Below are 13,465 nucleotides of genomic sequence, written 5' to 3'. Positions count from 1 at the left end.
CATTAGGCTAAATCATATGCAGATAGATTGGCTTGCTTTTACCCCTGGCCCCGCTTTTCTTGGTGGAATTTTTTTGGGTCTTGCTGCTGCTTTATATGTCATCCTCCATGGTCGCATCTTAGGCATTAGCGGAATTGTTTCTGGACTACTGTCGCCTAAAGAAGGTGATATCAATTGGCGCTTAAGTCTTGTTTTGGGATTATTAAGCGCGCCAGTGTTAGCAAGCTTCTTTTTTGATCTTCACGCAATCACTGTCATTGATACCGATTGGATCGCCATCATTGTTGCTGGTCTACTAGTGGGTTTTGGCGCTAACTATGGATCGGGTTGTACTAGCGGTCATGGTGTTTGTGGCTTGTCCCGTCTTTCTCCAAGATCTTTAGTTGCTACGTTGTCTTTCATGAGTGCTGGATTTTTCATCGTCTTTGTCATTCGTCATGTACTGGGCCTATAAATCATGAGAAGACATTTCAATTTTTTTAGCCAATATTTGATCGGTGTTTTATTCGGAATTGGTTTGATCATTTCCGGTATGAGCAACCCGCAAAAGATCCTTAATTTTCTTGATCTTGCTGGCAACTGGGATCCGTCCTTAATTTTTGTGCTGGGTGGTGCAATTCTGGTGGGCCTCGTCGGTTTCTATTTAGTTTCCAAGCGTTCCAATGCTTTTTTTGGTGGTGCGCTACATATTCCCACTCGTAGAGATATTTCGAAGCCCCTCATCATTGGTAGCCTGATCTTTGGGGCAGGTTGGGGTATCGCTGGTTTCTGCCCAGGCCCTGCAATTGTTGCTCTCGGAGCTGGTCACCTCAAGGCGCTGGTCTTTATATTAGCAATGCTAGCTGGTATGGCTATCTGCAACCGCTTCTTTACAGGCCACAAAAAGTAAGTCTGATTTAGAATCAAAGCTATTAGTTTTTAAATTCTGATTATTTTTGAGGTTTAGATGAGTCTTCCTGTTGCCTGCCATACCGATCATTTCGGTACATTGGGTCAAATCGACCCTAGCCATTTAGCTGAGATTGTTCAACAAGGTTACAAAAGCGTCATCAATAATCGTCCAGATTTTGAAGGCGGTCCCGATCAGCCTACAAATGCACAAATTCAGGCTCAAGCCGAAGCCTTAGGTTTAAATTACGCCTTTTTGCCAGTAATTCCTGGTGCATTTACGCCAGATCAAGTTGTTGAAATGGCGCGCTTACTAAAGACAATGCCGGGTCCTATTTTGGCTTTCTGTCGTTCTGGTGCTCGCTCTACCAATTTGTATCACATGGCTTTGCAAGTTCGTTAATAAATGATTGATCATTTAGTAAACATTCATGCGCATTGAAATTCCGGAAGAAAAAAAGTTTGTACACCAAACATGTATGCCGATTCGTTGGGGTGACATGGATGCATATGGACATGTTAATAACACGGTGTACTTCCGGTATATGGAGCAGGCTAGGGTAGAGTGGATTACATCCATGGGATATGGTGTTACTCCTGGCGACGAATCTATGTTGATGATCAATGGCTTTTGTAATTTTCATCAACAACTTACTTACCCAGGCGAGCTCATTTTAAAAACCTACATCGGCAATATTGGACGCTCCAGTTTAGATGTTTACACTACGATGGCTTTAACTACTCAGCCAGATACGATGGCTGCGGTCGGCGGCGCTACTATGGTGTGGGTAGACATGAAGGCAGGTAAATCGTCACCTTGGCCTGAACACGTGATCTCTAAGCTGTAATAGGATATCTTTTTGCAACCCAGTAATTCGCATATTCTGAGCATTGAAAAGCTGGCATCCTCTTTGCCTGAGTTTGATGCCATTATTGATGTGAGAACACCAGCAGAGTTTGCTTTAGATCATATTCCTGGCGCCATCAATCTTCCCGTCTTAAGTAACGAGGAGCGTATTGAAATTGGAACGCTGTACAAGCAAGCCTCACCATTTGATGCGAAGAAATTGGGTGCTGCTTATGTCTCGCGCAATATTGCCAATCATTTAGAAAGTTCCCTGATTGATTTTCCGCGAGAGTGGCGTCCTTTGATTTACTGTTGGCGTGGAGGCGAACGAAGCGGTGCTTTTACTCATATTCTCAATCGTATTGGCTGGAAAGCAATGCAGTTGCAAAGCGGTTACCAAGGCTTCCGACGAGTCGTGATCAATGATCTGGACCAAGCCGCCAAAGACTTTTCTTTTCAGGTAATTGCTGGGATGACTGGAAGTGGTAAGACGCGCATTCTCCAGGAAATTGGTTTACTTGATCAGCAGATACTAGATCTGGAGGGCTTGGCTATTCACCGTGGATCGGTGCTGGGTAACGAACCCAATATAGAGCAGCCTTCACAAAAAGGCTTTGAGACGAATCTATGGAATGCACTAAATTCGCTAGATCCATCCAAGATCGTGTTTGTTGAGTCTGAAAGTAAAAAGGTAGGTGGATTACATATTCCCGACCCCTTGATGGGGCGCATTCGTGAGGGGCAATGCATTGAGCTTCGCTCTAGCACTCACACGCGAGTATCTTGGTTGCTACGTGAGTATGCGCATTTCTTATCCAATCCCGAAAGCTTTAAAGAAAAGCTCAGCTTGCTGACATCGCGATATGGCAAGGAGCAAATCACCAAATGGCATGAGGCCATTGATGCAGGCGACTTTAAGAGCTTGGTCGAGGAGTTATTGGTGATGCATTACGACCCATCCTACCAATCCTCAATTATTCGTAATTTCCCGAGCTATCGCGAAGATTACTTTGTACAACTTGAGAATGATAGCGATAAAGCCTTTGCAAAAACAGCAAAAGACCTCATCACCCAGCTTGGGCTTTAACTAAAAGCCTGGATTCCAGTTTGTGCGCGACCTAAGATGAGGGCGTGAATATCATGCGTACCCTCGTAAGTATTGACTACTTCCAAATTGAGCATGTGACGAATGACGCCATACTCATCTGAGATGCCGTTACCACCATGCATATCTCTAGCTAGGCGAGCAATATCTAATGACTTTCCACAAGAGTTGCGCTTCATGATGGAGGTAATTTCTGGTGCGGCAATACCTTCATCTTTCATGCGACCTAAACGTAGGCAGCCTTGTAGCCCCAAAGTGATTTCGGTCTGCATATCTGCTAGCTTCTTTTGAACTAGTTGATTTGCTGCAAGAGGGCGGTCAAATTGCTTACGATCCATGGTGTATTGGCGCGCTGCATACCAACACCACTCAGCGGCTCCTAGCGTACCCCAGGCGATGCCATAACGAGCTGAGTTCAAGCAGGTAAATGGACCCTTGAGGCCGGTAACTTCTGGGAATTCATTTTCGGCTGGAACGAAGACTTCATCCATCACGATTTCACCGGTAATAGAAGCGCGCAGACCCATCTTGCCGCTGATCTTAGGCGCTGATAAACCCTTCATGCCTTTTTCTAGAATGAAGCCTCTAATCAAGCCCTCATCATTTTTAGCCCAAACAACAAATACATCTGCGATGGGAGAATTAGAGATCCACATCTTAGAACCAGTTAATGAGAAGCCACCTGGAACTTTTTTGGCTCTGGTGATCATGCCGCCCGCATCAGAGCCATAGTTAGGCTCAGTCAAACCAAAGCAACCAATCCATTCTCCGGTGGCTAACTTCGGTAAGTATTTTTGCTTTTGTGCTTCAGTACCAAATTCATTAATAGGCACCATCACTAAAGAAGATTGCACGCTCATCATGGAGCGATAGCCGGAATCAACGCGCTCGATTTCGCGAGCAATTAATCCATAAGAAACGTAATTCAGGTTTGCGCCACCGTACTGCTCGGGGATAGTGATGCCAAGAAGACCTAATTCACCCATTTCGCGAAAGATAGCGGGATCAGTGGTTTCATTGCGAAAAGCATCATGAATACGCGGCATTAAACGACCTTGTGCATATTCAGCTGCAGCGTCACGAACCATGCGCTCATCTTCTGTCAGTTGTGTATCAAGGAGTAGGGGGTCGGCCCAATTAAAACTAGCTTTACTCATGGTTCTTAATGATCCTATAGGGGGTTTTAATCAGCATTTTTTGTTAATTTTCAAGAATGCGGATATTCTTTTACCTATTATCCATTTTTCTTGACATATGGACGCACCTAGACGTCACCATCGCTATTACGACCTGATATTGGCTGCCTTTGTTGTGGTTCTGCTGTGCTCCAACTTCATCGGCGCTGGCAAGGCTGCCACATTGGATTTGCCCTTTTTGGGTAATGTTACCTTTGGGGCTGGAATCCTCTTTTTTCCGATTGCTTATTTTTTTGGCGATATCCTGACTGAGGTCTATGGCTACGCTTACGATCGCCGGGCTGTTTGGGCAGGTTTTGCAGCCCTGGCTTTTGCCGCCATCATGGCGCAACTAGTGATTGCTTTGCCAGTTGCCCCTGGCTCCTATATGGCTAACTACCAGCAGGGCATGGAAACGGTCTTTGGTAATTCTTGGCGAGTGGCACTTGCCTCCATGATTGCTTTTTGCTGCGGTAGTTTCGTAAATAGCTATACCCTGGCCAAAATGAAGATTCTGACCCAAGGACGCCATCTTTGGATGCGGACCATCGGCTCTACCGCCTGCGGAGAATTAGTCGACTCCTCACTCTTCTATATGCTGGCCTTTTACGGCCTATGGCCGATTAATGAGGTCTTGGCTGTTGCGGCGTCTCAATACGTTCTAAAGACCGCCTGGGAGGTTCTAGCAACCCCCTTAACCTATTGGGTGATAGCTTATCTCAAGCGCAAGGAAAATCAGGACCACTACGATATTCATACTGATTTCACGCCATTTAAGCTGAAAGTCTAATTTACGGCTTTTTTAGCCGCAAGCCGTTAAAATAATGCTCTTCGATGCAGAACCTGCATCCGCATCCTTGAATTGACCTATCAGAAAGTAAGAATACATCCGTGCTGTCCGCATCTAATATCACTATGCAGTTTGGGGCGAAACCCCTGTTTGAAAACATTTCCGTTAAGTTTGGCGGCGGTAATCGCTATGGCCTCATTGGCGCCAACGGTTGCGGTAAATCCACTTTCATGAAGATCTTAGGTGGAGAGTTAGAGCCAACCAGCGGAAACGTGAGCCTTGATCCTGGTATTCGCTTGGGTAAATTGCGCCAAGACCAATTCGCGTACGAAGATGAGCGCGTACTTGATGTCGTGATGATGGGCCACGAAGAGATGTGGAAGGCTGCAGCTGAACGCGATGCCATCTATGCCAACGCAGATGCCACAGATGAAGATTACATGAAGGCTGCTGAGCTCGAAGGTAAATATGCCGAGTACGGTGGCTATACCGCAGAGGCAAAAGCAGGTGAGTTGTTGTTAGGTATTGGTATTCCGATTGAGCAACACAATGGGCCAATGAGTGCAGTGGCTCCAGGTTGGAAATTGCGCGTATTGTTGGCGCAGGCCTTGTTCTCTGATCCAGATGTATTGCTACTGGATGAGCCAACCAATAACTTGGATATTCACTCTATCCATTGGCTTGAAGACATTCTGAACCAGATTAAGAGCACGATCGTCATCATTTCCCATGATCGCCACTTCCTCAATGAGGTGTGTACGCATATGGCGGATATGGACTTCGGTACCCTGAAGGTTTATCCGGGCAACTATGACTCCTACATGCTGGCATCCGTTCAGGCAAGAACACAGCAACTCAGCAATAACGTTAAGGCAAAAGAAAAGATTGCCGAATTAGCGGCTTTCGTGGCCCGATTCTCTGCAAATGCATCGAAGGCACGTCAGGCTACTTCACGTCAAAAACAATTAGAGAAAATTGAGATTGTTGAAGTAAAACCTTCTTCACGTCAGAACCCATTTATTCGTTTTGATTCTGAGAAGAAGTTGCACAATATGGCTGTTGAATGCAATGCATTGACCAAGGCATATGACCGCACCATCTTCAAAAACTTTAAGCTAGCTGTGCGTGCCGGTGAAAAGATTGCCATCATTGGACAAAACGGTGCAGGTAAGACAACGCTGCTAAAAACCATCTTGAGTAAACGCTTTGATGGAATTTCCGCTGATAGTGGTGATGTGAAGTGGGCAGAAAACGCCTATGTGGGCGTAATGCCGCAAGACAATACTGAGATGTTTGCAAAAGACGAATTACTCATGGACTGGATGAACAGCTGGCGTAATACAGGTGATGACGATCAATCGATTCGTGGCACATTAGGCCGCTTACTATTCTCTGGCGATGATATTGGCAAGTCCGTAAAAGTGCTATCTGGTGGCGAGAAGGGCAGAATGATTTGGGGCAAATTGATGCTTCAAAAATATAATGTCCTTGCAATGGACGAGCCTACGAACCACATGGATATGGAATCGATCGAGAGCTTACAAATTGCTCTTGAAAAATACGAAGGTACCCTCATTTTCGTATCTCATGATCGTGAGTTTGTCTCAGCATTAGCTAATCGTATCCTCGAAGTGAAGATGGATGGAACGATTGCTGACTATTCGGGAACCTACGAAGAGTATTTACGTAGTCAAGCTTTAGCTGGCTAAATTATTTACTTGGCTTGACGTTGGAAGCGCATTGCGGTGCCTTCTGCGCGAATGCGTTTCCATACAGAGTCCTTTTCTTCTTGATTGAAGAAGACCCAATTGCTGACTTCGCCTAGGGTGCGGCCACAACCTTGGCAGACATCATCGTATAGAGTTGTGCAGACTCCAATGCAAGGGGAGTCAGAGCTATCATCACCAACGGCCAAAGAATTTGCTCCAGCTTGTTCTGGTGTGTTGTTATTAGATTCGGTCATAGCTGTACTTTAGACGATTTCAAAGGAATGTGTTGCTCGAGCTCATCAACATAAGCTGTCATACCTTCACGTTCACGCTCTAAAAAACGCTTCACTGCATTGTAAAAACCAGTATCGGCTATCCAGTGCGCTGATTGCAGAGTAGTGGGTAAAAAACCTCTAGCCATCTTGTGTTCACCTTGGGCCCCACCTTCAAATATCTGAATACCTTCCTTAATGCAATACTCAATGGACTGGTAGTAGGCCAATTCAAAATGTAGGCAGGGAATATGCTCAATTGCACCCCAATAACGTCCGTATGCTTTTGAATTCTGATGATCGACCACCAGTAATGATGAGGCAATTGGCCTTTCATCCTGGATGGCGATAATGAGATGAAAATTCTCAGGCATATCCTTTCCAAGCATTTGCACACATTCTTCCGTTAAGTAAGGGGAAGAGCGATGCTCAATATACGTATTTTCATAGCAACGATAAAAGAATGCCCAATCATCTCTAGTTGCTATTAATCCTGGAATATGTCGATAGCTTATTTTGTGCATAGCTACAGATGCACGCTCTCGCCGAATATTCTTCCGACGTTTCATAGTGAGGTCTGCAAGAAACTGCTCAAAATCTTTGTAACCGATGTTCTGCCAATGAAACTGTACCGAGTTACGCAACATAAATCCTTGCTTCTCTAGCTCTAATAGTTCGCTACTCTCAGGAAAGAGGACGTGGGCAGAAGACAGTGCATTTTGATTAACCAGTGTCTTTAATCCAGAGACTAGGATTTGTTGTACTGCGATCTTATCGGCTGTCTGCGCCACAAGTAGTCGAGGTCCGCGTACTGGAGTAAAGGGGATGGCAGACAACGCTTTAGGGTAATAGGGCATATTGTTTTGCTCATATGCCTGAGCCCATGCCCAGTCGAATACAAACTCTCCATAGGAGTGTCGCTTTAGATAGAGCGGCATGGCACCTAGGAGCCTCGATTTGGAGTCCTCTACGAGTAAGTGAGCAACTTGCCATCCAGTGTTACCACCCACACATCCACTCACCTCTAATGCATTGAGAAAGGCATACTTTAGAAAAGGGCCTGCTTCGGGGGAGAGTAGGGTTTTCCAATCATCTTCAGCAATCTGCGAAAGACTATCAATCACTCTAAGTTGGATGGCGTCCTGCTTCAACTAAATTAAAAGAATATCTAGCGTTGAATTAATTCAATTTTGTAGCCGTCAGGATCTGTTACGAAAGCGATGACGGTATCACCACCCATGACCGGGCCAGCCTCACGCGTAACATTCCCGCCGGCGGCTTTGATTTTTTCACAAGCAGCATAGGCATCGGCTACGCCAATCGCAATATGTCCATAGGCGTCACCAAGCTGGTAACTATCAATACCATGGTTATGAGTGAGCTCTATCTCAGATTGGCCGTCTAAGTTTCCTTTTCCGAAACCTACAAATGCAAGAGAATATTTTTGCTCTGGCCGTTCAGTGCTCCTAAGCAGGTTCATTCCCAAAACTTTGGTATAGAAATCGATAGAACGAGTCATATTGCCGACTCTGAGCATAGTGTGAAGAATCATCATTTTGCCAATATAAAGGTAAATCTGGTTTCCCGTTGTTTAAGAAAAAACCCAGGGGGTTGGCCTGGGTTTTAATCTTGAGGCACAAACTTCTTATTGAATCTTGGCCTTTGCACGGAGCTTTTGCATCAATTCAGAGAACTTCGCTTTTTGCCAATTTTGATCTGCTGTGATCATCTGCTTTAGCTGGTCCTTGATTTCTTCCATACTTGGCGCCTTCACATCGCGAACATCATCCATCTTGATAATGTGCCAGCCATATTGCGTCTTCACTGGCTTGTCTGTAATTTGACCTTTTTTGAGCTGCACCATGGCCTTGGAAAATTCTGGAACAAGTGCTTTATCGCTGACCCAACCTAGATCTCCACCATTTGGCGCAGAGCCGGGGTCTTTGGACCTCTCTTTAGCAATTTGTGCAAAGTTGCCACCAGCTTTAATTTGGGCAGTAATAACTTTTGCATCCGCTTCTTTTTCCACCAAAATATGCTCTACGTAGTATTCCTTGCCGGTGTATTGACCTTTTACTTGTTCGTATGCAGCTTTGAGTTCAGACTCTGCAACACCTTCTCTTTCTACGTAGTCTTCAAAAACCGCTGCTATCAGAACGCCCATCTTGGATTGTTCGAGTTGATCACGTACTGATTCTTTTTGCATGACACCGCGATTGTTAGCTTCTTGCAGAATAAGCTCACGAGTAACCAGCATTTCTCTTGCTTGATCTCGTACTTGCGGATTATCTGGTTGATTGGATTTTTGAACCAACTTATCTAGTTGCGCCTTGGGAATGGCTTTGCCATTAACAATGGCGGCGTTTTGGGCATAAACGGCTGTTGAGAAAAGCGCAGCAGTACAGGCGCTGATGGTCAAAATTTGGCGTGTGTTCAACATGGATAAGGAATTTAAATATTGGTAAAAGGGAATCTTAAAGCAATCTACGCTGAATGGGTGCTTTCACTAGGGGTGTATGCCAAGATAGTCAGGGCATGGATTGCATCAGGAAAGTGGCTATTTAAAGCAGCATAAATAGCTCTATGACGGGCTACCTTTGTCATTCCCTCAAATTCTGGGGCTACGATGGTCAATTTAAAGTGGCCCCCACCAGAAGCGGCACCTGCATGACCTGCATGAAGATGGCTTTCATCCTCAATATGTAAATGATTTACCTGAAACGCTAACCTGAGGTCAGATTCAAATCGGGTAATTCGCTCTTGGTTGATATTCATTCTGCAGGATGCTCCATGTGACGGGTGAGCCAAACTCCTTGAAGAATCACAAATACAACCAGCAATCCTGTGCTACCAAATAGCTTAAAGTTGACCCACGTTTCCTCGGAGTACTCAAAGGCAATATACAGATTGAGGGCGCCCATAAAAAAGAAAAATGTTGCCCAGGCCATATTCACTTGATGCCAAACTGATTTTGAGCTGTGTTCTTTTAGGGTAATTTGTTTACCCATCAACACTTGAATCCAGTTCTTTTGAAAAAATTGAGCGCTAATAAATAGGGCGCCTGCAAATAGCCAGTAAAGGGCTGTTGGTTTTAGTTGAATAAAAGTTTTATCGTGCAAGAAGATGGTGAGGCTTCCAAATACCAGAATCATGACAAGGCTAACCCACTGCATGGCATCAATCTTGCGATGCCGGTAATACACCCAGAGTATTTGGCCAATGGTAGCAACCATGGCTACGATAGTTGCAGTGTAGATATCACTAAATTTAAAGGCGATAAAAAAGAGGATGATGGGGAATAGGTCGAATAGAAATTTCATAGGCTTGATTATCCTGCTATTTACAAACTATTCCGCTTTACTTGAGGCGGCATTTTCGGAGGGTTCAAACGCTAAGGATGCTGAATTGATGCAGTAGCGCAGCCCAGTAGGTTGAGGACCATCTTCAAATACATGACCCAAATGTGCATCACATGCTGTACAACGCACCTCAGTTCGAATCATTCCATGAGTTACGTCCCGAATTTCAGTAATAGCCTCCTTTTTCTCCGGTGCGTTATAGCTAGGCCAGCCACAACCAGCATCAAACTTGGTTGTGGATTTAAATAATGGGGTATCGCAGCAAATGCAGCGGTATTGACCCGTAGTCCAGTGATCCCAAAATTCACCAGAAAACGGTCTCTCAGTCGCAGCCTCTCGGGTTACTCGGTATTGAATATCGCTCAGTGAATTTTTATATTCTTGATCTGTTTTTTTGTTCATGACTTTAAGGTATTAGGTTATGAGGAGCAGCTGACTTCTATGCGCTGCATATCGATGGGTGGTGGTTTTGCGTAAGCCTCAAATGCCACTTGCTCATCAAAGGGTTTGCTGAGTATGAGCTGTAATCGTTCGATTTCAGAAAAATCATCTTGCTGAGCCTCTTCAATTGCAGTTTGAGCGAGATGATTCCTGAGGATGTATTTAGGGTTGACCTGATTCATTATTCTCTTTCTGGCCTCGTCACTTAAAGCTTCCGTTTGAAGTCTTTGGATGTAGTCGATAAACCATTGATCAATACTGTCACGGTCAATGAATTCATCTCTTTGGGCAATATCCGTCAGCTTAGAATCTTTTCGGACATTACTGAGATTGCGAAAGAATGTGGTGAAGTCTACTTTTGAGTCATTCATCGCTTGCAAGAGGTGCTCAATGAGCTCGATATCGCCATCTTGTGCCAACTGCAGGCCCAATTTAGATCGAAATATTTTTTGCCATTCTTTCGCATAAATCACAGGGAACTCTTCTAGTGCCGAACGTAAAAGAGCTTGGGATTCTTCTGGTGAGCGCTCCAGCTCTAGCAGTGGAAGCATAGCGCTAGCAAGGCAGGCCATATTCCAATGCATGATTTGTGGCTGCCGATGATAGGCATATCTGCCACCATGATCACTGTGGTTGCAAATATGGTCTATTTCAAAATGATCTAGAAATCCAAATGGACCATAGTCAATCGTGAGACCAAGGGCGCTGATGTTGTCACTATTTAATACGCCATGACAAAATCCTACTGATTGCCACTGCGCAACCAATTTTGCATTGCGGGCACTGATCTCTTTAAATAAACTCAAATAGGGATCTTTTGTATTAAGACACTCCGGATAAAATTTATTGATCAGGAGATCTGCCAGCTCTTTGAGTCGGACAGTATTCTGAAGTGAGGCAAAGTGTTCAAAGTGGCCGACCCGAATAAAACTTGGGGCAATGCGTGAACACACTGCCGCGGTTTCTACCGTTTCCCTAATAACACGCTGCTTTGATCCAACCACTGAAAGAGCTCTGCTGGTCGGTATACCTAAAGCATGCATCGCTTCGCTACAAAGGAACTCGCGTATGGAAGATCTTAAGACGGCTCTGCCATCACCCATTCTGGAGTAGTGCGTCTTACCAGCCCCTTTTAGTTGGAGCTCAAGCTCATTCATATCGCCTAAAAGGATGGCACGACCATCGCCCAGCTGTCCTGCCCATGACCCGAATTGATGGCCGCTATAGGCAGTAGAAATTGGGCTGGAGAAAGTCAGCCCACCTGCATTCAATTGATTTCCTGCTAAAAGTTCAAGCCAATCAGGATCCTTGGGTAGGCCAAGGGCTCCGAGTTTAAGGTTTATTAGTTTGGCAGCAGAGGCTGAAAATGCAACCCAATAGGGGTTGGGTATGGGGGTGGGTGGGGTTGGCTGGCATACATCACCGCCGCGGAGTGTAAAAGGCATATTTTGTATTCTATGGGTAATTCACAAGCGTCGCAGAAGCCTCTAGAATGAACCTATGACAAATAAAGTACAACTCAATGCAGAAACTCAACTTGCAAACTTGGGTGAAGAGCTTAATGTTCCTTTTTTGAAGCTACTGGGGGTGCGGCTAATTACTGCCGAAATGGGTAAAGGTGAAATACTCTTGGCCCTCAAGCCCGAGCATACCAATACTTGGGATGTGGCCCACGGTGGTGTTTTGCTTACCCTGATGGATGTGGCCATGGCCGTTGCAGCTCGTTCCAGCGACCCTGGTGATCGCAGTGTTGTGACAGTGGAGATGAAAAATAACTTCATGCAGGCTGCCAACGGCATCTTGCGGGTAAAAGCGGATACCGTACGTCGCACAGCAACGATGGCTTTTTGCGAGGCTAAGCTTTTCAATGATCAGGGTGAGATCTGCTGCATGTCAACCGGGACGTTTCAGTTCATCAAGCGCTTAGCAAGCAAAAATGCCAATGGCGAACGAGTTATTAATGAGGACTCCCGTCAGCAGAAATAATTCAAACTGATTGGTCGCTTAGACCGAAAGGTTGGACCCCGGTGCAGCAGTGAGTTCACCTGTGACAACATCGTGACCGACGGTGCCATTGGCATCAAAGCGTCTCTCTACCATCTCAAACTGACCATCCTTACGAACGCGCAAAATGGTACTAGAGCGCGTTCCATAGCTTGGAGTCTTGATAAATGCAGCAGATAAAGCCTTCTCCCAGTCCGGATTAATACCGGTATTAGGTAGCTCTTGTGGACTTGCTTCGTGAGTATCTGCCAATAAGCGCAAATAGTGATCTGCATTTTTGAGTTGCCCGCTATCCATTGCCAATGTTTGAGCGAACGCCGCTACCCGGTGATTGACTTTAGGCCATGGTGTATCCAACATCGCATTGGATAGACCGTAGACTCCAGGATTGAGCGCTTGCTCAGGAAATACTTTTCTAGGGCGAATGTTTTGACCCATCATGAGGCGATTACTTACCCAATGCATTTCAGCATTCCCTGGATCGCTGAGATCAGCCATCAAAAGATTAAATCCGTTATACAGCTCAAACCGTTTTGCATTTTCTTGTATGTAAGCATGCGGCTTATGCTGACCCGTCAGATAGTGAAGGCTGAGCTCTCCACGCGTTCTTGCATCGGGATTTTTTTCACTAGGCGCTCTAACATTCGTTAATGCAGCAAAGCGACCCGTCTTTGTAAAGCCCAACCAAGTTCCCGGACTGCCCAATACATCTGCCCGGTCTTTACCAGCCAATACATGAGGATGCTCAGACCACCATCCCATAGGATCAGTATCGCGCTCATAAAATTCATCACGGTTTGCTGCAACCACCAAAGGGTAGTCTGGATGAGATTTCCAAGCAAAGAGAATTAAGCACATAGCAATGTCAGCGGAAT

18 protein-coding genes are annotated in these 13,465 nt (G+C 45.3%); 8 read left to right on the top strand and 10 right to left on the bottom strand.

The window, feature by feature from the left end; genetic code table 11:
- The first annotated feature begins 16 nt into the window (after window positions 1-16).
- The 5 genes from C2747_RS05645 to mnmH all read left to right on the top strand — a co-directional run bounded on the left by C2747_RS05645 (window position 17) and on the right by mnmH (window position 2,822).
- A complete protein-coding gene (locus C2747_RS05645; protein WP_215330658.1) occupies window positions 17-454 on the top strand; it encodes a YeeE/YedE family protein in 438 nt (145 codons plus the stop codon).
- Between the two features lie 78 nt (window positions 455-532).
- Window positions 533-889, top strand: a complete 357-nt coding sequence (locus tag C2747_RS05640; RefSeq protein WP_251374699.1) for a DUF6691 family protein — start codon at window positions 533-535, stop codon at window positions 887-889.
- Between the two features lie 57 nt (window positions 890-946).
- Window positions 947-1,291: a protein tyrosine phosphatase family protein gene (locus C2747_RS05635; RefSeq protein ID WP_215330656.1), complete on the top strand. Its 345-nt coding sequence runs from the start codon at window positions 947-949 to the stop codon at window positions 1,289-1,291.
- A 28-nt stretch (window positions 1,292-1,319) separates the two neighbouring features.
- Window positions 1,320-1,736 (top strand): acyl-CoA thioesterase, encoded by a 417-nt coding sequence (locus C2747_RS05630; RefSeq protein ID WP_215330655.1) that lies wholly within the window; start codon window positions 1,320-1,322, stop codon window positions 1,734-1,736.
- A 12-nt stretch (window positions 1,737-1,748) separates the two neighbouring features.
- Entirely contained in the window at window positions 1,749-2,822 is a 1,074-nt protein-coding gene (mnmH, locus tag C2747_RS05625) for a tRNA 2-selenouridine(34) synthase MnmH (RefSeq protein WP_215330654.1), read from the top strand.
- On the opposite strand, the gene C2747_RS05620 is transcribed toward mnmH, so the two are convergent.
- Window positions 2,819-3,997, bottom strand: coding sequence for an acyl-CoA dehydrogenase (locus C2747_RS05620; protein WP_215330653.1), 1,179 nt, complete (start codon window positions 3,995-3,997; stop codon window positions 2,819-2,821). The genes mnmH and C2747_RS05620 overlap by 4 nt on opposite strands.
- 97 nt (window positions 3,998-4,094) lie before the next feature.
- Between C2747_RS05620 and C2747_RS05615 the strand changes: the two genes are divergently transcribed.
- The gene (locus C2747_RS05615) at window positions 4,095-4,805 is read left to right on the top strand and encodes a queuosine precursor transporter (protein WP_215330652.1); all 711 of its coding nucleotides are present in this window, start codon (window positions 4,095-4,097) and stop codon (window positions 4,803-4,805) included.
- Window positions 4,806-4,906: 101 nt separating this feature from the next.
- Window positions 4,907-6,514: an ABC-F family ATPase gene (locus tag C2747_RS05610; RefSeq protein ID WP_215330651.1), complete on the top strand. Its 1,608-nt coding sequence runs from the start codon at window positions 4,907-4,909 to the stop codon at window positions 6,512-6,514.
- A gap of 5 nt (window positions 6,515-6,519) precedes the next feature.
- On the opposite strand, the gene C2747_RS05605 is transcribed toward C2747_RS05610, so the two are convergent.
- The 8 genes from C2747_RS05605 to C2747_RS05570 all read right to left on the bottom strand — a co-directional run bounded on the left by C2747_RS05605 (window position 6,520) and on the right by C2747_RS05570 (window position 12,031).
- Window positions 6,520-6,768, bottom strand: coding sequence for a DUF1289 domain-containing protein (locus tag C2747_RS05605; RefSeq protein WP_215330650.1), 249 nt, complete (start codon window positions 6,766-6,768; stop codon window positions 6,520-6,522).
- Window positions 6,765-7,937, bottom strand: coding sequence for a GNAT family N-acetyltransferase (locus tag C2747_RS05600; protein ID WP_215330649.1), 1,173 nt, complete (start codon window positions 7,935-7,937; stop codon window positions 6,765-6,767). Before C2747_RS05600 ends, C2747_RS05605 begins: the two co-directional genes overlap by 4 nt.
- 17 nt (window positions 7,938-7,954) lie before the next feature.
- Window positions 7,955-8,341, bottom strand: coding sequence for a lactoylglutathione lyase (gene gloA / locus C2747_RS05595; RefSeq protein WP_215330648.1), 387 nt, complete (start codon window positions 8,339-8,341; stop codon window positions 7,955-7,957).
- Window positions 8,342-8,431: 90 nt separating this feature from the next.
- Window positions 8,432-9,223: a peptidylprolyl isomerase gene (locus C2747_RS05590; RefSeq protein WP_433915514.1), complete on the bottom strand. Its 792-nt coding sequence runs from the start codon at window positions 9,221-9,223 to the stop codon at window positions 8,432-8,434.
- A gap of 47 nt (window positions 9,224-9,270) precedes the next feature.
- On the bottom strand, window positions 9,271-9,561 hold the full coding sequence (locus C2747_RS05585) for a BolA family protein (RefSeq protein WP_215330647.1): 291 nt from the start codon (window positions 9,559-9,561) through the stop codon (window positions 9,271-9,273).
- Window positions 9,558-10,106, bottom strand: a complete 549-nt coding sequence (locus C2747_RS05580) for a septation protein A (RefSeq protein WP_215330646.1) — start codon at window positions 10,104-10,106, stop codon at window positions 9,558-9,560. Before C2747_RS05580 ends, C2747_RS05585 begins: the two co-directional genes overlap by 4 nt.
- A 27-nt stretch (window positions 10,107-10,133) precedes the next feature.
- Window positions 10,134-10,547 carry a peptide-methionine (R)-S-oxide reductase MsrB gene (gene msrB, locus C2747_RS05575; protein ID WP_215330645.1) on the bottom strand — a complete coding sequence of 138 codons (414 nt, stop codon included), beginning with the start codon at window positions 10,545-10,547 and terminating at the stop codon, window positions 10,134-10,136.
- Between the two features lie 17 nt (window positions 10,548-10,564).
- The gene (locus C2747_RS05570) at window positions 10,565-12,031 is read right to left on the bottom strand and encodes a protein adenylyltransferase SelO (protein WP_215330644.1); all 1,467 of its coding nucleotides are present in this window, start codon (window positions 12,029-12,031) and stop codon (window positions 10,565-10,567) included.
- 55 nt (window positions 12,032-12,086) lie between these two features.
- On the opposite strand from C2747_RS05570, the gene C2747_RS05565 reads away from it, so the two are divergent.
- On the top strand, window positions 12,087-12,572 hold the full coding sequence (locus C2747_RS05565) for a PaaI family thioesterase (protein WP_215324944.1): 486 nt from the start codon (window positions 12,087-12,089) through the stop codon (window positions 12,570-12,572).
- Between the two features lie 18 nt (window positions 12,573-12,590).
- Here C2747_RS05565 and C2747_RS05560 read toward each other — a convergent pair whose 3' ends face one another.
- Window positions 12,591-13,448: an NRDE family protein gene (locus tag C2747_RS05560; RefSeq protein ID WP_215330643.1), complete on the bottom strand. Its 858-nt coding sequence runs from the start codon at window positions 13,446-13,448 to the stop codon at window positions 12,591-12,593.
- Window positions 13,449-13,465: the final 17 nt, after the last annotated feature.

The sequence above is a fragment of the Polynucleobacter corsicus genome (assembly GCF_018688255.1).
In the GTDB taxonomy this organism is placed as follows: Bacteria; Pseudomonadota; Gammaproteobacteria; order Burkholderiales; family Burkholderiaceae; genus Polynucleobacter; species Polynucleobacter corsicus.
The sequence above is the reverse complement of the archived record's forward strand: the minus strand, read 5'-3'. Positions and strand labels throughout refer to the sequence as shown.